Origin of the sequence: Paenibacillus allorhizosphaerae (genome assembly GCF_042659105.1) — a bacterium.
Taxonomy (GTDB): domain Bacteria; phylum Bacillota; class Bacilli; order Paenibacillales; family NBRC-103111; genus Paenibacillus_G; species Paenibacillus_G allorhizosphaerae.
This window is the reverse complement of the sequence record NZ_JBHSRV010000015.1, coordinates 14,831-37,514: the sequence shown is the minus strand read 5'-3', so window position 1 is coordinate 37,514 and position 22,684 is coordinate 14,831. Positions and strand designations below refer to the sequence as shown.

17 protein-coding genes are annotated in these 22,684 nt (G+C 55.3%); 1 reads left to right on the top strand and 16 read right to left on the bottom strand.

The window, feature by feature from the left end; genetic code table 11:
- Positions 1-31: 31 nt before the first annotated feature.
- From iolC to iolD, 5 genes are all read right to left on the bottom strand, one after another.
- On the bottom strand, positions 32-1,027 hold the full coding sequence (gene iolC / locus ACFQI7_RS31375; protein ID WP_218101769.1) for a 5-dehydro-2-deoxygluconokinase: 996 nt from the start codon (positions 1,025-1,027) through the stop codon (positions 32-34).
- Positions 1,028-1,203: 176 nt separating this feature from the next.
- Positions 1,204-2,022 (bottom strand): 5-deoxy-glucuronate isomerase, encoded by an 819-nt coding sequence (gene iolB / locus ACFQI7_RS31370; protein ID WP_218101770.1) that lies wholly within the window; start codon positions 2,020-2,022, stop codon positions 1,204-1,206.
- Positions 2,023-2,076: 54 nt separating this feature from the next.
- Entirely contained in the window at positions 2,077-3,090 is a 1,014-nt protein-coding gene (gene iolG / locus ACFQI7_RS31365; RefSeq protein WP_218101771.1) for an inositol 2-dehydrogenase, read from the bottom strand.
- Positions 3,091-3,168: 78 nt separating this feature from the next.
- Positions 3,169-4,050, bottom strand: a complete 882-nt coding sequence (gene iolE, locus ACFQI7_RS31360) for a myo-inosose-2 dehydratase (protein ID WP_218101772.1) — start codon at positions 4,048-4,050, stop codon at positions 3,169-3,171.
- A 107-nt stretch (positions 4,051-4,157) separates the two neighbouring features.
- Positions 4,158-6,023, bottom strand: a complete 1,866-nt coding sequence (gene iolD / locus ACFQI7_RS31355) for a 3D-(3,5/4)-trihydroxycyclohexane-1,2-dione acylhydrolase (decyclizing) (protein WP_218101773.1) — start codon at positions 6,021-6,023, stop codon at positions 4,158-4,160.
- 598 nt (positions 6,024-6,621) lie between these two features.
- Between iolD and ACFQI7_RS31350 the strand changes: the two genes are divergently transcribed.
- Positions 6,622-7,932, top strand: a complete 1,311-nt coding sequence (locus ACFQI7_RS31350; RefSeq protein ID WP_218101774.1) for an ABC transporter substrate-binding protein — start codon at positions 6,622-6,624, stop codon at positions 7,930-7,932.
- Between the two features lie 361 nt (positions 7,933-8,293).
- Here the strand turns inward: ACFQI7_RS31350 and ACFQI7_RS31345 are convergent, their stop codons facing one another.
- The 11 genes from ACFQI7_RS31345 to ACFQI7_RS31295 all read right to left on the bottom strand — a co-directional run bounded on the left by ACFQI7_RS31345 (position 8,294) and on the right by ACFQI7_RS31295 (position 22,464).
- On the bottom strand, positions 8,294-9,298 hold the full coding sequence (locus ACFQI7_RS31345; protein WP_218101775.1) for a LacI family DNA-binding transcriptional regulator: 1,005 nt from the start codon (positions 9,296-9,298) through the stop codon (positions 8,294-8,296).
- Positions 9,299-9,418: 120 nt separating this feature from the next.
- Complete coding sequence (locus tag ACFQI7_RS31340; protein WP_218101776.1) at positions 9,419-12,310, bottom strand: glycoside hydrolase family 38 N-terminal domain-containing protein; 2,892 nt, start codon at positions 12,308-12,310, stop codon at positions 9,419-9,421.
- A gap of 4 nt (positions 12,311-12,314) precedes the next feature.
- Positions 12,315-13,115, bottom strand: coding sequence for an endonuclease/exonuclease/phosphatase family protein (locus ACFQI7_RS31335; RefSeq protein WP_218101777.1), 801 nt, complete (start codon positions 13,113-13,115; stop codon positions 12,315-12,317).
- A gap of 69 nt (positions 13,116-13,184) precedes the next feature.
- Entirely contained in the window at positions 13,185-14,471 is a 1,287-nt protein-coding gene (locus tag ACFQI7_RS31330; RefSeq protein ID WP_218101778.1) for a CehA/McbA family metallohydrolase, read from the bottom strand.
- A gap of 51 nt (positions 14,472-14,522) precedes the next feature.
- Complete coding sequence (locus tag ACFQI7_RS31325; RefSeq protein ID WP_230415449.1) at positions 14,523-15,395, bottom strand: carbohydrate ABC transporter permease; 873 nt, start codon at positions 15,393-15,395, stop codon at positions 14,523-14,525.
- Between the two features lies 1 nt (position 15,396).
- Positions 15,397-16,281, bottom strand: a complete 885-nt coding sequence (locus tag ACFQI7_RS31320) for an ABC transporter permease subunit (protein WP_377518209.1) — start codon at positions 16,279-16,281, stop codon at positions 15,397-15,399.
- Positions 16,282-16,350: 69 nt separating this feature from the next.
- Positions 16,351-17,763, bottom strand: coding sequence for an extracellular solute-binding protein (locus ACFQI7_RS31315; protein WP_218101780.1), 1,413 nt, complete (start codon positions 17,761-17,763; stop codon positions 16,351-16,353).
- A 175-nt stretch (positions 17,764-17,938) separates the two neighbouring features.
- A complete protein-coding gene (locus ACFQI7_RS31310; RefSeq protein WP_218101781.1) occupies positions 17,939-18,952 on the bottom strand; it encodes a LacI family DNA-binding transcriptional regulator in 1,014 nt (337 codons plus the stop codon).
- Between the two features lie 342 nt (positions 18,953-19,294).
- Entirely contained in the window at positions 19,295-20,656 is a 1,362-nt protein-coding gene (locus tag ACFQI7_RS31305; protein ID WP_218101782.1) for an ABC transporter substrate-binding protein, read from the bottom strand.
- A 75-nt stretch (positions 20,657-20,731) separates the two neighbouring features.
- Positions 20,732-21,556 (bottom strand): carbohydrate ABC transporter permease, encoded by an 825-nt coding sequence (locus tag ACFQI7_RS31300; protein ID WP_218101783.1) that lies wholly within the window; start codon positions 21,554-21,556, stop codon positions 20,732-20,734.
- Positions 21,553-22,464 carry a carbohydrate ABC transporter permease gene (locus ACFQI7_RS31295; RefSeq protein ID WP_218101784.1) on the bottom strand — a complete coding sequence of 304 codons (912 nt, stop codon included), beginning with the start codon at positions 22,462-22,464 and terminating at the stop codon, positions 21,553-21,555. Before ACFQI7_RS31295 ends, ACFQI7_RS31300 begins: the two co-directional genes overlap by 4 nt.
- Positions 22,465-22,684 lie beyond the last annotated feature (220 nt).

Sequence of the window (22,684 nt, the reverse complement as noted above, 5' to 3'; positions counted from 1 at the left end):
CCACAAGCCGGTACGCCGACAACATCAACGGCTATTTGCTGCCGTGCTTGTCGATCACCGCTTGAATTTGCTCCGCCGTCGGCATCGCGTCCGAGCAGCTGTGGCTCGACACGACGATCGAAGCGGAAGCGGCTCCGAATTGCTGGCTGCGGGCAATATCCCAGCCGTTCATGAGGCCGTAGATGAAAGCTCCGGCAAACGAATCACCCGCGCCGAACGTCTTGACGACGTTCGCGGGGAATGTCGTACCCGTGAAGCTTTGCCCGTCCTTCGTGAAGGCGACCGAGCCGTCGCCGCCATGCTTGACGAGCACGATCTTCGCATGGTGCGCGAACCAGCGCTCCGCCGTTAGGCGGTCATCCTGTCGCAGCGGACCGAATGGCGCTTCCAGCAGATCGAACTCCTCGCGCCCGCCGAGGATGACGTCGCTTTTCTCCGCTACCAAGCTGCAGTAAATGCCGGTCTCGTCGCGGGACGTCCACGTCCACGGGCGGTAGTCGATGTCGAAGAACACGACGACGTTATGCTTGCGCGCCAAATCGACGGCCTTGAACACCGCTTCCCGGGACGGGCTCTTGGCCAGCGCCGTACCGGATATCATAATCGCCTTCGCCTGGCGGATGTACTCCTCGCGAACGTCGCCCGGCTCCAGCTTCAAGTCCGCCACGTTATCGCGGTACATCAAAATGCTGCAGTCCGTCGGCGACTTGATCTCGGTAAAAGCAAGTCCGGTCACGCTGCCGGATCGATCCGTAGTGACGCTGGTCGTATCGATGCCTTCTTTTTCAAGATAATGCGTAATAAAACGTCCGTGCTGGTCGTCGGATACTCTGCCGATAAATCCCGCCTTCAGCCCCAGTCTGGCGATGGCGATCGTAATGTTCGCCGGAGACCCTCCGACGTATTTGGTAAACGTGCGCGTCTCTTCCATCGGACGATGAATTTCGTTCGCGTTCAAATCGATGCACAGCCGCCCTAGTCCGATAAAATCCATCGGGCGGTTCAGCTCAAACGTAATCAGGCTCATGCGCTGCAGCCTCCTTTAGCTCATCGTATTTTTCCGCTAACCGCTCACCCCGGCCTCAGGCCTCGCGGCAAGCGATGCTATGCCCTGTTGTACCAGCCGCACGGCATTTTCTTACGGCTGAATTGTATTTTTCAACGGTTAGATGTTGCTTCCTTATTTGCCGCCGAACGTCGTTATCACTTCGCCCATTCTTTAAAAATCCACTCGTGATCCGGGTCGTTATGAAACTTCCACGTGCGAATCGGCCCCGCCATCACATTCAAGTAGTAGACATCATAACCGGGGGGCGCCGATACCGGATGATAACCTTTAGGCACAAGCACCGCTTCGCTGTTTCTCACGGCCATCGTTTCATCCAAAGACCGGTCGTCCGTATATACGCGCTGAATGGCGAATCCATGCTCCGGCTGAATTTTATGATAGTACGTCTCTTCCAAATACGACTCGGCCGGCAAGTTGTCCTCGTCATGCTTATGCGGCGGGTAGCTCGACCAGTGGCCGCCCGGGGTAAACACTTCCACGACAAGCAGACTGTCCGCTTCTTTCTGTTCGGGCAGTATTTGATGGATCCGTCTTTGCGCATTCCCTTTGCCGCGAATTTCCACCTCAATGTCGCTTGGCGCAATCAGGCGCGCGGCATGCGAGCCTTTGCCGGGAGCCACACATACGGCAAGTTCCACCTCCGTCAAAGCCGTGAGCGCATAAGCGTCGCCTGGCGGAACATATACCGCGTACGGCTGTTTTTGCTCGAACACGCTCATTCGCTCGCCGATCCGCGCCCATTTATGTCCGGACGTTGCCGCATCGGCCAAACCGGACAGCAGTACAAGGCACGCCTCGTTCTCCCCTGTCTCCCGCTTCAGCGATTGTCCGGCCTGCAGCCGGTACACTTCGAAGCCGACATACGACCAGCCTGCCGATTGCGGAGTAATGCGCAGAACGTTGCCGTCCGCCGCCGGAGCCGCGCTCGGCACGATTAGCTTGGATGGTGCCATGATGCCCTCTCCTCTCATCGTTTCGTTGATTGCAATCCGCGGATTTCGTTCCGCTTAATCGATCTCGGCCAACGGAACCGGACGGCGCTCCTGCATCGACTTTTTGGCGGCATACGCGATCTTCTCGGCTTGCAGCGCGTCATGTCCGTCCACCGGCACTTGACCTCCGTGCACGATGCAGTCGATGAACTGGCGCGTCTCGTCAATGTACGCTTCGTGGTAGCGTTCCAGGAAGAAAAACTTCGGATTATCGCGCGACACCGAATCTTTGGTGCTGATCTCGGCCGTATTCGGATGGTCGTTCTGCACGGTGACGCTGCCTTCCGAGCCGAAAACCTCGATCCGCTGATCGTAGCCGTAGACCGCTTGGCGGCTGTTGTCGATCACGCCCAACGCGCCGTTTGCGAATTTCAGGAAAATGATCGCCGTATCGATATCGCCGAGCTCCCCGATGACCGGATTGACCAGCACCGCCCCTTGGGCGTACACTTCCGTCACTTCGCTGCCGGACAAGTACCGGGCCATATCGAAGTCGTGGATCGCCATATCCATGAACAGGCCGCCGGATACTTTAATGTAGTCCGTGCTTGGCGGCGCCGGATCGCGCGACGTAATTTTGATCAAATGCGGACTGCCGATTTTGCCGTCCTGCACAAGATCCCGCGCCCGTCTGAAGTTGTGGTCGAACCGACGGTTGAACCCGGTTTGCAGCAGTACGCCCGCTTCTTTCACCGCCTTCAGCGCTTCGGCGGTCTGACGGTAATCGAGGCTGATCGGCTTTTCGCAAAAAATATGTTTGCCCGCTTGTGCCGCTTCCACAATGAAGGGAACATGCGTATTGGTCGACGAGCATATAAATACGGCTTGAATGGATGGATCCTCGATAATGTCTTTGTAATTGCCCGTTACTGCGCCGACGCCAAGCTCCGCCGCCCAGGCCCGCAGTTCCTCCGTAACGAATACGTCGGAGATCGTCTGCACGACGACTTGACGGTTTCTGCTCAAATGCTCGGCATGCAGCTTGCCGATCCTTCCCGCGCCGATGATGCCGATTGTTATTTTGTCCATCGTCTGACAACCTTTCCGTCTGCTCAGATTGGAGTTAAGCGCTTTACTCTCCGACACGCGATAAATGTCGCAAGCGTATTAAGCCGACACCTGCTCGATATATTCCTTCGCTTTGCGGGCGTACTTCACCGGGTCGGCGATCGCGGGATCCTGCTCGGCCTCGATAATCATCCAGCCTTCATACCCGCGGTCCTTCAGTTCCCGGAATATCGGGCCGAAATCGATGCAACCGTCTCCCGGAACCGTGAATACGCCTTTGCGCACCGCATCCCGGAAGCGGACGCCCTGCGTACGTTTCCAGTCCAGCACCTCTTGCCGGACGTCCTTGAGATGAATGTAAGCGATCCGGTCGTAGTACGTCCTCAAAATATGCAGCGGATCGCTTCCGCCGAAGTACGCGTGACCCGTATCGTACAGCATGTGCACCAGCTCCGGATCGGTCGATTTCATCAGCCGTTCGATTTCTTCGCCGCTCTCCACGACGGTTTCGCCGTGATAATGGTACACAAGCTTCATTCCGTTATCTTTGCAGTAACGGCCCGCTTCATGCAGCCCTTCCACCAAATGTTCCCATTGTTCGTCAGTCAGCGGCTCGATGCGGACCGAATTTTGGCTCAAATCCTCGAACGCGTTGCCCGTTTCGCAAGTAACCACGTATTTGCAGCCCATTGCTTTCAGGAAATCCGCATGTGCGCGAAAAGCTTGCAGCTCCGCCTCCCGGCGGGACGGATCGGTGAAGTGAACCGATTTCCACTGCGAAGTCAGCACCATGTTTTTCGAGCCGAGCAACGACTGCAATGCTTCGGTGTTCCGCGGAAATTTGCGGCAAAATTCCGTACCCTCGTAGCCAAGGCTCGACATGTCGGTCAGCACCTGCTCGGCTGTGTAATGGTCGCCCATTTCCAATATATCTTCGTTCACCCAGTTAATCGCCGAAATGCCGTATTTCACATTGTTCATTCGGAAGCGTCCTCCTTCGGATTTGCCAAAAATGGATGCCCAGTGCCGGCGCCTTCGCCGGTGCCGATTCAACGCGAGCCTGCACCGGCGAGACCGCGCCCGGCCGGTCAATATTTGCGAATCGTGCTTAACCGTTCCTGAAGCTGCGTGAACGATTGCTGCACTTTGGCCGACTCGGACACTTCGGCTACGCCGACATGCCACCACGAGTCATAACCGTCCGTATTCGTGCCGGGCAGCACCTTGATGTCGATCAGCGTCGATTTCGTTTCCCGCTTCGCCTGCTCGAGCGCATCCCGCAGCTCTGCCGGCGTGCGAGCCGTAAACGCAGCCGCTCCCAGACTTCGGGCATGCGCCGCAAAGTCCATCGGCATAAAGCCGCCGCCAAGCTGGCCGCTTTCGCTGCTGCGGATGCGGAACTCGTTGCCGAAGCCGTCGCTGCCGTGGCCCCGCTGCAAATTGTGAATGCACTGGAAACCGTGGTTATCGAACAGCAGCACATTGATTTTGCGTCCTTCCTGCAAGCTTGTAACGAGCTCCGAATGAAGCATCAGGTAACTGCCGTCGCCTACGATCGCGTACACCTCGCGGTCCGGATCGGCCAGCTTTACGCCGAAAGCGCCGGACACCTCGTATCCCATGCAGGAGAAGCCGTACTCCATGTGATACGTCTTCGGCTGCGTCACTCGCCATACGCGGTGCAGGTCGCCCGGCAAGCTTCCTGCTGCGCAGACGATCACATCCCGCTCGCCGAGGAAACCGTTGATTTCTCCTAGTACGCGGGTTTGCGCCAGCCCTTGCTCGTTCTCGGCCGCATACAGGCGGTCGACTTCGGCGTCCCACTCCCGCTTCAGCGCGCCAAGCGCCTCGTCATCATAAGCGGCCGTGTACTGCCGCTCCTTCAGCGCATCGGATAATGCCAGAAGCGCTTCCTTCGCATCGGCGACTACGGTAATGCCATCCAGCTTGTAGGCGTCGAGCGGGCTTACATTCACATTGATAAACCGAACGTCTTCGTTGCGGAATGCGGTTTTGGAAGCGGTGGAAAAATCGGACAGCCGCGTCCCTACGCAAATGAGAACATCGGCTTCGGCCGCCAGCCGATTCGCCGCCTGCGTTCCCGTCACGCCGACCCCGCCGAAGCCGAGCGGATGGTTCCACGCGATGGCGCTTTTGCCGGCTTGCGTTTCGACCACCGGAATCCGGAACGCTTCGGCGAACTCGCGCAGCGTATCCGTCGCGAGCGAATAATGGACGCCGCCGCCGGCGATGAGCACCGGCTTCTTTTTGCCGCTCAGCAGCTCCGCCGCCCGGTCTACAGCCGCTGTAGCCGCCGGTTTCCTGTCGAGATGATGCACCCGTTTCGCCAGGAACGACTCGGGATAATCATACGCTTCGCACTGCACATCCTGCGGCAGGCAAAGCGTGACCGCTCCCGTTTCCGCCGGATCGGTCAGCACGCGCATCGCGTTGATGGCGGCTGTCATCAACTGCTCCGGACGGTGGATCCGGTCCCAATATTTGCTGACCGGCTTGAAGGCGTCGTTCGCCGTGACCGTGTAATCGAGCGGATATTCGACCTGCTGCAGCACCGGGTCCGGCTGCCGGCTGGCGAATATGTCTCCGGGCAGCAGCAGCAGCGGAATCCGGTTTACGGAAGCGACTCCCGCCGCCGTCACCATATTGAGCGCTCCCGGGCCGATGGAGGACGTGCAGGCGAACATTTCGAGGCGGTTCTTCTGCTTCGCGTAAGCGATTGCAGCATGAGCCATGCCTTGCTCGTTTTTCCCTTGGATGAATAGCATTTCATCCTTATACTGCTCCAGCGCCTGGCCGATGCCCGTCACGTTGCCGTGTCCGAAAATGCCCATGATGCCCTTAAAACACTTGTGCTCCAAGCCGTCGATCTCGATATACTGATTGTTCAAAAACCGAAGCAGCGCTTGCGCCATCGTCAGCCGTACGGTGTTCATTAAGGATCGTCCCTCCCCATAAATACGAAATGAAGATTCGGTTGCAAAATAATACTGCGTCATTTTTAGAAAAGTAAGAAAACGGCATTCGAAATTATATAAAAGCTTTGCTCACCCTCGTAAGGTTAAGCGCTTTCCCAACAACTTTACTCTAATGCACGTTCCTTGTTTTGTCAATTCAAATTTACGCGCGGACGTTTAGAAAAATGCTGCCGCTCCGCAACCGTTTTTTTTGCCGAGGGGACCCTGTGCCATACGGGACGGCATGCGATTAGCGGAGCAATCGCCCTTTACATTGGATGGCCTCAGGCAATCATCAAGGACCGGCTCCGAATATCATTACAGCACAGCTGCGCTACTATCGTTGGTGGGCCAGCCGTTAGCAGAAGGGATAGTACGGTGGCAATATTCAATTTTTTAGATTATTAACTCTTTTATACATTTTATTAAATATGAGGAAAAGTTAAAAATTTGAACATAGCCCTTTCCCCTTTCCAGCGTGTACCATTAGCCCAACGCAACAAGGTCAAACCAAAGTTTCGGCAGCGAGCCGTAATCCTTTCTTAAGCGCCTACGACAAATAAGGGAGTGGAAACGTATGAAGTTGAACAAAGGGGTTTGGCTGACATCATTATTCATTGCGGCAGCAATGGCAGGCTGCTCTGGAGGCGGTAGTACGCAGCAGCCTAACAAAGAGGCGGAAAAGCCGTCCGCCAAAAAGGATCCCATCGAACTCGTTTTTTATTCCACAAGCGGCGACTTTGACGAAAAGGGTTTTATGGAGATGTATGGCAATAAGATTAAAGAAAAGTTCCCGCATATTACGCCAGTGTTTATTACATACAATGCCCAGGATGCAAGTCTGGATAAGTTGATCACTGCAGGCCAGCGGATCGATATTTTGTACAACTCGATCGGCCAGACGGCGATGTCGCTGCAGCAATATCAAATGGAAGTGGATATTTCCGATCTGATCAAGAAATATAATTACGACCTAACCGTACTGGAGCCTTCTGCGGTGGAGATGCAGCGGCAAATTGCGAACGGCGGAATATATGGCCTCCCCGTGAATACGACAACCTTGTCGCTTTTTTATAACAAAGAAATTTTTGACCGATTCGGCGTACCTTACCCTAAAGAAAGCATGAGCTGGGAACAGCTGATGGATTTGACCCGCAAGCTGTCCCGTGAGGACGGCGGTAAAAAGTACACCGGACTCGGCATTTCAAATTCACACTTTTTGATGCTGACGCCTTATTCCGCCCCGTATGTCGATCCGAAAACGAACCGGGCAATGTTTACGAAAGAGCCGTTCGTCAAAACCTTCGAGACGTTAATCGGTGCGTTCAAGATTCCAGGCAACGAGCTGGACAAAAATACGGTCTCCTACACCAAGCTCCTAGAAAAGTGGGAAAAAGACAAAACTGTCGCGATGTTTATGGCGCTTAGCGGCCTGCATTCCCGATGGACCCAGTCCGGATTGAACTGGGATTATGCGCCGATGCCGACCTTCAGCGATAAGAAGGGAATCGGACCGCAGAACTATCCGACCTTTTTCTATATAACGAAGATGGCCAAAGACAAGGATCAAGCGTTTGAAGTGATTTCCTATTTGACGTCGGAGGAGATGCAGACCCATTTGGCGAGAAAAGGATTAATCCCGGTCCTCAATAATTCAAAATTACTAAGCGAAATTGGGAAAGATGCTTCGTTCTTAACCGGAAAACAGGTTTCAGCGATTCTCCCGTCTAAATTCGCCGATCCTGCGATCAAAATGAAATATCAAACCGTTGCGCAAACTGAAGTAATTAAAGCATTCAATGATGTCATCTTGGGCAATAAAGACGTCAATACGGCGCTGAGGGATGCCGATGAGGCGGCAAACAAAGCGATTGACGCTGCTAAATAGAACATGGGGCGGTTCCATGAAGTCCGGAGTAGGGGAGCAAGCGTCCGCTCATATGCCATCAGCAGCGTTTGAGACGGCGGTCAGGATGTATGTACCGGGGAAGATTGCGCTAGGATGGGGGGGCTAAGTGCCAAAGCAGTAATTCCAGGAATTTGATCCTGAAGTTACTGCTCTTTTTTTTGGGGGAATTGTCCCCGGCGGCACGAGCAACGGCACTTGAGAACCAATCTTTCAAGGAACTGCGTCTGGCACCATGTAATCCATCGTGGCGGTTTGAGCCGCCGAAGGAGGTAAGCCGGCGACTTCGCTTCGCGTGCAGAAACGCCGTAGGCAGACAAATCAGGCTTGCCTGACAAGTCGTTTATTTGCGCGGCCCGCAGGAGCTCCGCTCCACGAGCTGCGGCATGAGCAGCACCCGCTGCTTAAGCACCTTCTCGCCCTTGATCTCCTGAATCAGCAGATCGACGACTTGCCGCCCGATCTCCTGAATCGGCTGGGCGATGGTCGTCAGCGGCGGGTCCATAATCGTCGCCAGGATCGTGTTGTCGAAGCCGACAATGGAGAGATCCCGGGGTACGCGCAGGCCGCAGCGGCGCGCCGCCTGGTTGGCGCCGATGGCCAGCACGTCGTTGCAGGCGAACACCGCCGTCGGCCGGTTGTCCGTCTCGAGCAGACGGCCCGCGGCTTCTTTGCCGCTGTCGACGGTAAAGCCGCCTACGGCAATCAGCGCTTCATCGGGCTCGACCTGCGCGTTCAGCATTGCTTGACGGCAGCCGCGTATCCGTTCCCGGCTGCTCATCTCATTCATGTCTTCGGCGAGAATCGCAATGCGGCGATGACCGAGCTCGAGCAGATGCGATCCGGCCTGATAGCCGCCGAGAAAATCGTCCACCATCACCGTATCCACCGCGAGCGTCGGCATCTCCCTGGCGATCATCGCAATCGGAATTTGCTGTTGAATGAGCCCTTTGACATATTGGTCCTTCTGTGTTCTGGAAGCAATGATGATGCCGTCGACCCGCTTTTGCGTCAGCAGCGAGAAATATTTGACCTCCCGCTCCGGATCGTTGTCCGTACTGCATATAAACAAGTTGAACCCGTATTCATGCCCCCGGTCCTCGACCGCCCGGGCAATCTCCGCAAAGAACGGGTTGGCCAAATCCGGAAGCGTCAGCCCGATCGTGTAAGTGCTTTTCCCCGTCAAAGCGGAAGCGACCATACTCGGTTTATATTTCAAGTCCTCCATAATTTGAAGGACATGCTTTCGCGTTTTTTCGCTGATCCGCCCCGTGCCGTTAATTACCTTGGATACGGTTGCGATGGATACCTCCGCTGCCTGGGCAACGTCGTAAATCGTCGGCTTCATCTGTTTCTCCCTTTCCTCGCGCCACACAACATTTCATACCCATCATACGATATCGGCTGCCGCTGTGTAAACCGGAGGCAGGACTCGGCGAACAATCCATTCTTCAGGCAAAATGAGCCGTTATAACCGAAGGCGCAATGTATGCACTTCAAAGCCTCCGGTCGTCAGCCGAACCACCCGGCTGCTTGAACCTGCCGGCTGCTGGAACGTCATCGTCTCTCCTCCATATTCAAGCAAGTCCGTCTTCAGCACTTCCGCGACTCGGTCGGCGATGCCGATCGAAACGGTGCGCGCCTCCCCGTGCCAATCCCGCAACCGGACGATAAACCCGTCTCCGTCTTCGGCCGGTTTGAAGCAGGTGACGGCCATGTCCGGCAGCCCGCCCGGAAACAGCTCCAGCGTAAAAGGGGACGCTGTGCCCGTGCCGCTGCTGTATGCGGCGCTTGCGAACGCATCTGCACGCGTCAAATCCGCCACTGCGGCTTGCGCCCCTCCATCAGACTGCGCAGACGCGGCCCAGCCGCTGTCGGCCCTCGCTTCCTCGGCCGCCTTCCACACGGCGCCTTCGCGCCAGTCTCCCTTATGCGGGATAAGCCGGAAGCGGTATGTCAAATCGCCGCCAATCCATTGCGGGAAATTGGTGCCCCACCAATTGTTGAACAAATTGAAGTTGAGCTCCGGCTTCTCCGGCTTGTAGTCGGGCTCGTAATCCCACATCCCGTTGCGGCCGATCCATAGCAGCGGCGAATCGAGCGGAACGATGGCCAAGCCGGCGGTTCCGTCCGAGACGTCGACGAAATGCTCGCAGCAGTGAAGCAGCGTACCGGAATAAGGGATCAGGTCGTTACAAGGATCGACGACGCTGCCCATTTTATTGACCCGGTAAGTCGGATGGTCAAGCTTCAGCGGAAATACGATGTGACCCGATTCGGCAAGCGGCGTTTCCTCTTTGCCGAGCAGCCGCCACTCCATGTCGATGTGGGCATCCCGCGTTAACGTGACGCTCCAGACGATATCGCGCGCGTTGCCGTATTCCGTTACGGATTCGTCGGCTGCACCTGCCGTACATTCGACTTTAATGCGGTCCCGCTCCTCGACCAGACGGAAATCTTTCAGCACCGTTGTAAAGGAAAGCCGCTTTTGCGCTTCCGGGTAGTCCGTCTTGCCGAAGTCGTGAACGCCCCAATCATAAAAGCGGTAAGCGTATTTCTTGATGTAGCGGGTAATTTCCCGATTGGAGTAAATATTGTATTCAAATTGGCCGAAGCCGTAAGATGCGTCGCTCTTCGCTCCCCGATCTTCCGCCTGCTCGATCCATTCTTTTTCCAGCCGCTTGTCATACAGGCTGCGGAGCCACCCTGTCCTGCGGCATACTTTCACGGTGTAAAACTCGTTTTCAAGTACCGCCATATCTTCGTGTAAGCTCGCTTTAAGCAAGCCGCCGCCATATGATTCCACGATCTGACCCGGATCAAACTCTCGCTGCTCGCTCCGATCCGAAACGGGAGCATTGACGTAAGCGAGCGTCTTGTAGCCCAGCGCCGGCATTCCTTTAACTTCCACTTGGGCGACGCCTTCCCGAACGCCGACGCGCAGTACTTCGCCGGTCGCACAGTCGATCAGCGCTTCACCCTGCTGCGGAAGTTGCTCCGGCGCGAGCGTCAGGCGCATATCCCGGCTCCAGCCCAAGCTGTTATACGCGCGGATCGTTTTCCCGATGTTCCCCGTAGCCACGGGGACATCCGCAGTCGCGGCGCTCTCCGCACCGCCCTCGTCCGCTGCGCTCAGAGCGGCCGCCGCTTCTTGCTCGGTCGCCGCATCTTCACCGACGCCAGCCGCTCCGAGCAGCGCCATAGCCTCCGTTAACGCGCGTTCCGCCCGGTCCACGTAATCGATCTGCTCCTGCCACGAATGCTCCATACGACGGTAGCGCTCGCTCTGCTTGAGCTCCAGAAACGATGGCTTGTCGTACGCTTTCCGTGGAAACAGAAACGTCTTGCAGTCCATCCCCCACGTATGCTCGCCGAACAGCAGCGCATGCTCGTAGCTGTCGTCCAGCAGCCGCTTCACGGCGGCCGCCCGCTCTCCGCCGATGGTGCCCTCGACCATCTGCAGCGACAAAGCGCTCTCCGCCGCGGCAATGCGGCCCCGCAGCTCCCGCACGCGGGACACCCCGCGCGGCGCGGTGCCTACGCCATGAATCCAGGCGTCGGCCAAATCGCCGCGGATGACAGGCAAATCCGGATTTCGCGATAGGAAGTCTTCCGCGAAATCGCCGAGGCTGCCGATGTGCAGCTCCGTGTCGTACAGCCCTTTGGCCGCAATCGACGTTTTCATTTCATCGACGATGGAAGCCTCATGCGGGCCGTGATTGTCGTTCGTCTGAATCATCGCCAGCCATACCGGATGCGTCCATTCGTCCGGGGGAAGAATCCCCGTTCCATAACCGCCCTTCGAATAAAACGTCAGCAGCCGCTCCCCGTCCGGCCCTTCCCAGAAGAAAACCGGCGGCACGTCGGGCGGCGTCGAAAATCCGTTGCAGCCGAGGTGAAGGATTTGCACGCCGGCTTTTTTCAATAATGAAGGCACGCTCCACGTATGGCCGGGAACGTCCGTCATTTTCGCATCCGTCGGCTTGTAGCCGTACCGCTCCGTCAAATCGCGGGAGATGTACATGCCGCGTATCCATTCCTCCAGCCCGCAAAACTCCGTATGTGTCGTGAACGGAAGCATATGCCAGATGAGCTGCCGGTCTTCGAGGAAAGCGAGCGCCTGCTCGCGGTCTTCCGTAGAACTGCCTTCGATCGACTGCAGCAGCGGCCAGGACGACATCGTCCATACATATTTTTCATGCTCCGCGTTGTTTCGGGTTTTGGCGCAGATCTCGTTGACTTCCTTCAACATATCGGAGCTGTAGCGGCTGACGACATCCGATGCAAATCCGGTGAAACCGATATCAAAGTGAGTTTTGAATACGACGTAAATTTTCTCCAGTTTCACGCTTTGTTCCATCCGATTATTCCCCATTCAGCTCGATTTTGGCGACGATCGGATAGTGATCGGACGGGTAGGCTCCGTCGATCTTTCTGCGGTCGACAACCACCTCCGACACGTTAACGTCCGGCGTAACGAAAATATAATCGATCGGCTCTCCCTCCGCTCCGCCTTCAAAGCTGTGCGCGGTCAGGCCGATCACTCCGGATAGCCTGCTGTAGGCGTCAATCAGCGACGTCGTCCGTCCCCCAATCTCCGCTTCGCCGCGCAGGAAACGAATCGGCAGCTCGTGCGGCCGGCTGTTCAAATCGCCCATCATGACCGCCGGCAGCCCCGACGATTCCCGGTGCTCGCACAGTAAATCCCATATCATCCTTGCGCCGTTCTCCCTAGCCTGCTGCCCCAAATGGTCGAGATGCGTGTTATATAAGTAAAACTGCGTTTGCGTCCCCGTATGGACAAACTTTGCCCATGTACAAATGCGCGGGAGGTTGCTGTCCCAGCTCTTGGAGGCGATCACATACGGCGTTTCCGAAAGCCAGAACTGTCCTTGCTCCAGCACCTCGAGCTCCGCCTTTTTATAAAAAATAGCGCAGTGCTCGTTCTCATGCCCTCCCTTGCGGCCCTGCCCAATCCATGCATAATCAGGCAGCCGTTCCTGCAAATCGGTCAGCATGACATGGTAACCTTCCTGCGTACCGATCACAAGCGGATCATGATCGAGCATGATTCGCGCCGCGCGGTCCGAACGGTTCGACCAAATGTTGTCTCCGTCATTCGGGGTATTGTATCTCAGATTGAAGGTCATCAGCGTCATCTTCATTAAGCATCACCTCGTATGGATAGTTGTGCCAATCGATATGTCGCGAGCCAGCTTCGCAGCAGGTCTCCATCAGTCAAAATAAATCGGATTCGTCAGCGCCGCCATCAAGGTCATGCCCACGACATCAAAGTGCCGCCAAACTTCCGCGCGGATAAACGACAGCTTTCCTTCTCCGGCGTCGAAGCCAAGCTCCAGCGCCCCGTCCTCTGTGACGTCCACTTCCTTCACGACTCCGTTATTGCCGATTAGCTTCAACCGGTCTCCGGCTTTCAGCGCTTCCGCGGCTACGGATACGATCCGCTCCGTTTCCCCGCCCGGCACGACGTCGCCGGCGATGAACGAGCCGCAGCGCAGCCCGACGAACGGCCCGTCCGGCGCGTAGGAGATATGCACATGCCCCCGGTCGATGCCTTCCAGGATGCCTTCCACCGTCTTGGATGACGCGTACACCCACGTGCACGGCATTGCATGCTTCACGTACGGGTCGGGGCGATGCACGTCACTGCCGCCGATCGCCGTCAGCCTGCGCCCGGAGGCAAGCTCGCTTTGCCACCATGCGAGCGTCCGCTCATTGCGGGCTGTCCAAGGGCCGTTCCAAACTTCGACCCAATCGTGGTCGACGTTAAAATCCCATTCCCATGCGCAATGATCGCAATGCGGATGGTTGAGCACGATTTTCGCTCCCCGTTCCCGCGCTTCGGCCAGTCTCGCATTCACGTCGTCCTGATCCTTCACCCGAAAATCGCGCAGCGGGTCCGTCACTCCGAGAAAGTTGCTGTGCCCGAAATTGGTCGTAAACTCCATCCCCGGAATCATGACCACGCTCGTGCCGCGGGGATACGTCAAGTTTTGGCTGATCGCGTTATGATCGGTCATCGCGATGAAGTCGCAGCCAAGCTGCTCCATGATCGCCGCGTTTTCCTCGAGCGTATACTTGCCGTCGCTGTTGACGCTGTGCGTATGCAGGTCGCCTTTCAGCCAGCGGGGCGTCTTGTACATGCATTCGATCGTCACGGTGACGGTACATCCTTCCGGCGGAATGCGGTACGCATTGTGCAGCACAGCCCAGTTGCCCGGCGAAAGCGCGCCAGGGAGATAACCCGGCGTGGCCTTTTCCAGTCCGATCCGAAACTCCTTGCGGGCACCGCCGCTCCAGCCTCTGACCCGGCGCTGATCGCGCACGCCCAAATCGACAACGGCTTTCCCTTCCCCGTGCGGCTGCACGCGATACGATACGAACAGCTCTTCCACGTGATCCGGCATGTCGAACGGAATCTCGATATATGCGCTTTGCTCCGAATGCTCGATGACCCGCGTCAGCGTCATGGCCGAGCGGATGGTTTTCTGATTATTCATATAGGATGGCTCCCCGTCATTTTCATGTTTGGGTATTCATTTTCGCGGCAATTATTCTTTATTCGCACCGACCATAATGCCTTTGACAAAATATTTTTGCACATACGGATAAATGAGCATAAGCGGCAGGAGCGCGATGACGATCCCCGCCATTCTCACATTCGTTGTGATGATGAAATTGCTGGACGTAGAGTCCGTATCGACGATAAGCGATTTTAAAGCAATCTGCAACGTATATTTGGCATGGTCGCTAATATAGAGCAGCGCAGGCGTAAACTGGTTCCAACGGCTGACGAACTCGAACAGGGTGACGGTAGCAAGGCCTGCGCTTGCAAGCGGAAGGTAAATCGTAAAGAAAATGCGAAGATCGCCTGCCCCGTCCATGCGCGCCGACTCGGACATTTCCATCGGGATGGACAGAAAGAAATTGCGCATCAGCAGCACGCTGAAACCCGAGACGAGACCGGAAATGATTAACGCGTAGAGCGTATTCAGCAGGTGAAGCTCCTTATTTACGACGTAGAGCGGAATCATGATCGCTTCGCCCGGCACCATCATCGTCAGCAATATAAGCGAGACCATCGCTTTCTTCCCAGGCAGCAGCGGCTGCACGAGCACGTAACCGGCCATCGCGCACAGCACGACGTGTCCGGCCGTTCCTGCGACGGTGACGATGACATTGTTGGTGAAAGGAAGATAAAGCTGCATCCGGTTCCATACCGTACCGAATCCCTCGATGCTGAACTCTTTGGGCCACAGCACGATGCCCGGCTGCATGGAAGCGAAGTTCGTCGAAAAAGCAAGCGCGAACGTATTAATGAAAGGAATAATCATGGTCGCGATCAATAACAGTAAAAACAATACATTGACCGTGTCGAACAAACGGCTTCCGACTCCTGCTTGTCTCGTTCTCAAATTCATCATCTCACCCCTCGTCGTAACGGATCAGGAACCGGGTTGCGAATGTAATGATCAACGTCGCAAAAATAACGAGAAAGCCGGCGGCGGTAGCGATGCCGATCTTAAACTCGAGAATCCCTTTCTGATACGTGTACATCATGATGACATCGACTTTCCTCGCAATCGCCCCGTTGCGCATGACGAAAATTTGATCGAACATCCGCAGGATGCTGAGCACGTTCAGCATGATGACCACCTTCATCGTCGAGAGGAGCGAAGGCAGCGTAATATAGCGGACCGCCTGCCACCGGCTCGCGCCGTCGATTTTGGCCGCTTCGTAAAGCGCCGGATTGATCGACACGATCGCCGCCAAATACAGAATGCAGGTGAAGCCCATCTCCTTCCAGACGGAGGTGAAGATCATGACGCCGCGGGCATAAAAGGAACTGGACATGAAGCCGATCGGCTTGTCGGTGCCAAAGGCCAGCAAAATTTGGTTGACGATCCCCGTATCCGGCGACAGCATCATGATCCACATCCCGCCGACGACGACCCATGAGAACAAGTGCGGCAAGTAGACAACCATTTGCGTCACTTTTTTGAACCAGGTCGACATCACTTCATTTAAAGACAGCGCCAAGATGATCGGCATCACAAAACCGATAACAAGCGAGCCGACGCCGATGATCAGCGTATTTTGAAATGCATCCCAGAAGGCCGTGTCCCTCAGCACCGCGGCATAGTTATCGAAGCCGACGAACGGGCGGTTGCCGATAAGCCGGAAGTTCTGAAAACTGATTATAAAGCCGCGGATGAGCGGGTAAAACGAGAACAGACAAAAATAGGCCAGGATGGGAAGCATCATCAGATAAAGCGTTTTGTATCTCCAGACGGCCTTCAACGCAGCCACCACCTCTCGCTGTATCTTCTATGGAATCATCGGGGAGTATACATGTCATGCATACTCCCCCTTCAGCCGTTAGTCGATCAACTTGTTCGCTTTGAGCGTTTCGCGCATTTTCTTCACGGCATCGGCCGCCGGCATTTCGCCGAGTATTGCTTTGAAGGAGTATTCGTTAATGATCTTCTCAGCGTCCGCCCATCTCGGAGGCGTCAACTCGAGCGACGAATATTTGGCTAGCAGATCCTGCGCTTCTTTTACGCCCTGCAGCAATCCGAACGGATTCGGCACTTTCTTGTTGTACCAGAACGGCACCCCGTGATCCATCGCATGCTCTTTGCCGGCTTTGGTCAGCTCGTACTTGCCGCCGTTTTCGGTATAATCGTTATCCTTAATGCCTAGGCTGCCGAGAATGATGCCGTCCTTGGAATGCCACCATTCGATGAATTCGAACGCCGTCTTCGGGTGCTCCGCGTTGACCGGGATAACCCACACATCTGGATCTCCGCGGCGCAGCATGTTTTTCCCGCCTGGACCAGCGATGCCCGGAAGCCCTTTCGCTTCAAACGCCGTCTTCGGATCCTGCTCTTTGCGCGTATTGTTCAGCATGCCTACCCATGCGTCCCAATACGTGATCATCCCTACGCGGTCGGCTAGGAACAGGTTGCGCATTTTCCCTGTGTCGTTGGTTGCGAAGTTCGGGTCGAGTATGCCTTCTTTATAAAGCTTGTTCAGCCACTGGTATACCGGGATCGCGGCATCCGTCGAATACGGAACGTCCAGCTTGCCGTCCTTCTCCACATAGCGCTGCTTGAGGCCCGCTGCGCTGAAGATGCCTTGCAGTTCGTACATGCCGGCCGTGGACAGACCGTACGTGTCTTTCTTGTTGTTGCCGTCCGGGTCCTGCTCCGTAAAGGCTTTCAGCACTTTATAATAATCGTCCAGCGTTTTCGGCTCCGGCAGATTCAGCTTTTTGAGCCAGTCGTTGCGGATGATCGGCATCGTGCCGCCCTGGTATTTGGTGAACACCCCGTATATTTTGCCGTCCTTCGTCTTCACTTGATCCCACTCGGCCGCAGGCAGCACTTCCGGGTCCTGAAGCACCTTGGAAGCCTTCACTTTATCCGTCAGCGGCGTCAGTACGCCCTGATCGATCAATTGATTCATCGTTTCCTTGCTCACCTGCAGCAGGTCGAACTTTTCTCCGGAGGAAACGGCAGCCATCAGCTTCTGGTTATAGTCGGAAGCCGGTTTATCCAGCTTCGCCTTGATGCCGGTTAGGCGCTCGATTTCTTTTTCGAACATGGTGTTTTCTTCCGGCGATTTGCCCCCGATAACGCTGGCCATCATGCGCAGCGTGCGATCTTCCTTCTTGCCGTCCGACTTCGAATCCGTTCCGCTGGCCGAATTGCCGCTCGTACAACCGGCCAGCGCACTGCCTAACAGCATTACAGCAACCAAAGAGCTTACCGCTTTCGCTTTCTTACTCATGTGTACCCTCCCGAGTTCATTTTGGAAAATGCGATTTGATGCGCTTGTTTCGAGGCAGTCCTCTCTATTCATTCCCGGCGAGCCGATCGATTCATCATCTTCCGCTCACCCGGACACCCCCTTTACAAAATCTTAATGAAGCGCTTTCATATTAGGAGCGAAGCCTTGCAGCTTTTTAGGATAAGTGGCTGCACGACTCGCGAATAACCAGCTTGGCATCGATTACCCGTTGATGCACGATACTTGAATCATTCATTTTTTCTATTAAAATTTTAGCGGCTTCCGCACCTAAAATTTCGGCGGACTGATCGACAGACGTCAGCTTCGGCGTCGTTTCCTGCGCTACCGTCGCATCGTTGCTCAAGGCAATGACCGACAGCCGTACCGGCACGTCGATGTTCAGCTCGCGGGCGGCCCGCAGCACCCCAAGCGCCACCCGGTCCGTATCGGCAATGACCGCTGTGTAATGCTTCTTGCCGAACGTTTCCATTATCGAGCGATAACCGTACTCGGCCGCGTTATAATGCATTTTGCGGGAGTAGTTCAGCACCTGCACGCTGCCATAAGGTATGCCCTGCGCCGCAAAGGACCCTGCTAAACCGTTTTCCCGATCGTAGGCGACCGTCATGTCTGAAGCGGCGTTGAGAAACAAAATGTCGCGGTGCCCGATACCAAGCAAATATTCGCCGACTTTAAAGCCCAAATCCCGGTTGTTGTTATCGACGTAGCACACGGTTTCATCCTCCGGGTCAGGCCGGCCTACGAGCACGAGCGGGATTCCCATTTGCTTGTATCGTTCGATGCGGGGATCCTGCTTGCGCGGATTCAGCATGATGACGCCATCGACCGGATCGATCGAGAACTGCGTCGGGTCGTCATGCTCCGGCAGCGTATCAAGCAGCAGCCGATATCCGTTTTTGGAGCATTCTTTCATCACGCCGTTAATCATCTGGATTTCAAAGCCGGACATATTGCTGTCCTTGGATATCGGCATTTTCAGTCCCGCGATCATCGTCTTCTTGATCGCCAAGCTGCGGGCGACGTGATTCGGAAAGTACCCCAAGTCTTTGGCTACTTCCAGCACCCGTTCCGTCACTTGACGGGAAATCGGCCTTTTCTTGCTGAACACGCTGGACACCGTGCCTTTGGACACACCGGCCTTCTTTGCAACATCATCGATTGTAGCCACCGTTTGCCCCATCCTTGCCTGCAATATTAAGATTTCATTAAACCGGTTTAACAAAGGTCCTAATGCAAACCGGCTTGTATTAAACCGGTTTAATTACCTTACAACTTTTATTATATGTAAAGCGCTTACCCATTTCAACTCTTTTATGTAAAACCGAGGTAAAATCTCTGTTAAGCTTGGTCCCGAATGTAAACGCAGCTTGCGTTTGAAGCGTCTCTAATCCCGTCTCGGCACCGTATTGTCTCACTTGATGACGGACAGCTGAAGGGGAAAAGCCCTGGCTTGCGCCAGGGCTTTCGGAGTTTACATTCCGTTATATCGTTTCTACGCTACGTGCCCGTTTTACGGCTTCACCGTCTTGTTATACTGCTGCAATTTGGCGGAAATGTCTTTGGCTGCGCCGTCCAGCGCATCCTTCGGCGACTTTTTGTTATTGAGCGCCTCCTCGATCGCCCCTTCGACGATTTGTCTCGCTTCCGGAAATACGCCCATGACCGCGCCCTGCGTCGCCGTATTCAGCTTCGTTTGGTGCAGCTGGTCGACGGCCGTCTGGAATTGCGGAAATTTTTTCAAATTGTCCTTCACGCTCTGTTCTTCATATGCTTTCTTCGTAATCGGGAAATAGCCGGTGTTAATGTGCCAGTAGGCCTGCTCCTTCGGCGAAGTGAGGAATTTGACGAAATCCCACGCCGCCTTTTGCTCGTCGTCGGGACGGTTGTTCATGATCCACAAGCTGGCCCCGCCTACGATGACGCCGCCTTCCTTGGCGCCGGACGGCTTCGGAAGAAATCCGGTGCCCACTTCGAACTTGCCCTGCGCATTGTCCACCAGCCCTTTCAGCGAAGCCGTCGACTCGAGAATCATGCCGACTTGACCGGCGGAGAATGCTTTTTTCGAATCATCTGTTTTGCGCCCGAGATTGTTGGCCGCTTTCGTGTCCACAAGGTTTTTCCACCAGGTCAGCGTCTTGACGCCCGCTTCGGAATTGACGAGCGATTCCGTCGCAAGCGCGTTGCGGCCGTTGCCGTTATTGACGTACTCCGCTCCTTGGCTCGAGAACAGCTGCTCCATGAACCAGCCGTAAATTGCGAAGTTCGCGCCGACCGCCTTGCCCGATTTCGTAATCTTATCAGCCATCTGCTGCAGCTCTTCGAATGTTTTCGGGGGCTTCTCCGGATCGAGTCCGGCCGCTTTGAAAATGTCCTTGTTGTAGTACAAAATCGGGTTCGACGTGTTGAACGGCATCGAATTCAGCTTCCCTCCAAACGTGTAATATCCGGTAATGTTCGGCTCCAGCTGCGACAGGTCGTATTTGTCCATGTCGATAAATTTTTGCATCGGCGTAATCGCTTTGGAATCAATCATGAAGCGGCTGCCGATCTCATACACCTGCACGAGGGTCGGCCCGTCCTTCGTATCCATCGTCGTCTTCAGCTTGCTGAGCAGGTCGTCATACGTGCCCTGGTAAATCGCTTCGACCTGAATTTTGTTCTGGGAGGCGTTGAAGTCGGCGGCCAGCTGTTCCACAACCTTCTGGTTCGCCCCGCCCATGGCGTGCCAGAACACAACTTTCTTCGGTCCGGCGGACGAATCGCCTCCCTTGCCCGGATCCCCCGCCGGACTGCCGCCGCTGCATGCGGAAGCCGCGAGCATCGCGGATAGCAAGGTCACGCCGAGAAGCACTTTGTTGTTCCATTTTCTCATATGTAACGCTCCCTCATTTTGATTTATAGCAAGCCATCCGTTCGCAGGAACGGATTCCCGCCACCACGGTTGACATTACCCTTTGACCGCTCCGGCCGTAATGCCGCGAATCAGCTGCTTGACCCCGAGCGCGAGCAGCACGAACGAAGGCAGCAGCACCAAAGTGACGCCGGCCAAAATCAGGTTCCAGGACATCACTTCTTCATGCTGCAGCATCGCCACGCCGATCTGCACCGTGCGCATCGTCGGCTTGTTCGTAATGAGCAGCGGCCACAAATAGCTGTTCCAATGATTCAGGAACACATATACGGTCAAGGTGGCCAGCGCCGGTCTGGACAGCGGCAGCACGATGGATACGAAACCGCGCACATGTCCGCAGCCGTCCATTCGGGCCGCCTCGAACAGCTCATGCGGCAGCTGCAAAAAAAACTGGCGCAGCAAAAATACGCCGAAAGCGCCCGCCATAAACGGAACGATCAGCCCCTGGTAACTGTCGAGCCATCCCCACGATTTGACCGTCAAATAATTCGGGATGATCGTCACTTCCCAAGGAATCATCATCGTCGAGAGGTATAGCAGAAACAAGGCGCTCTTGAACCGAAAGTTCATGAAGGCGAACGCGTACGCGGCTAGGCTGGAGGTGAAGAGCTGCGCTGCCGTAATCGCCGATGACACGACCACGCTGTTGACGATAAAACGGACAATAGGCACCGTCTCGACCGCTTTCTGGAAGTTGCCCCAATACAGCTGATGAGGAAAGATCGGCGGCGGAAAGACGGATACTTCTTTCTCCGTCATAAACGAGGAGAAGACCGTGAACAGCAGCGGATACAACACGATAAGCGAAACGGCCAGCAGAATGAGATAAATGAACGCGGCGCCTATACGGCTCATCGTCATTGGTAATGCACCTTCTTCTCCAAAACTTTAAACTGGAATACCGTAAGCGCCAGAATGATGACAAACAGCACCAGAGCCTGCGCGCTGCCGATGCCAAAGCGGAAGTTGACGAATGCGTCCTGGTAGATCGAATAGACGACCACGTTCGTCGTATTCATCGGCCCGCCCTTCGTCAAAATATGAATTTGCCCGAACGCCTGAAAGGCGCTGATCACCGATACGATCAACACAAAAAAGATCGTCGGCGACAGCAGCGGCAGCACGATCTGCACGAACGTTCGGAACGGGCCGGAGCCGTCGATTTTCGCGCTCTCATACAGTTCGTCGGGCACCCCTTGCAGCCCGCTGAGCAGCACGATATAGACGAAGCCCATGTTCATCCATACCGTCATCATCGAGATCGAGAGCAGCGCGGACGACGGATCGGCCAGCCAGGAAACCGGCCCGAGGCCGAGAAAACCGATAAAGTAGTTGAGCATGCCCGCCGTAGGGTGAAAGAGCAGCAGCCAGATGATGGAGCCGGTACTTACAGAGATGACGATCGGCAGCGAAAAAATAAACTGGAATATTTTCATGCCGCGAAGCTTATTGTGCGAAAGCGCTGCCAACAATAAGCACCAGACGATCGTTGTCGGCACCGTGAACAATATGAACAGCATCGTCACCCTCAGGTTTGTAAAAAATTGCCCGGAGGAAAACAAATCAATGTAGTTTTCAAGCCCGACAAAGGCGGCAATACGCCCTCTCGGGTCGGTTAATGTCATGCTGAGGTAGACCGACCGGAGCATGGGATAAAACAGAAACATAATGAAGACCGCAAGCGACGGAGCCAGAAACAAGTATCCGAGCAGCCCTTCTTTCCATCTCCTTCTCCCGGATGTGAAACCGGCTTGTGAAAACAATGGCATTACCCCTCTCTGCCAAGGTCATTTCTTGAGTTAAGTTAAGCGCTTAACCTCATTGGCCTGCATCACCCTTCCCCATGAAGACCGCGTATGCTCGTGACGATTTGACCATGATTTCGTTGAAGCCATGTTGTATGTATATTAACCATGCCGCAAATGTATGTGCTCCAACCCCGGCAACCGATACAAATTATCCATCGGATAAATACCGAGCCGGTCCCAT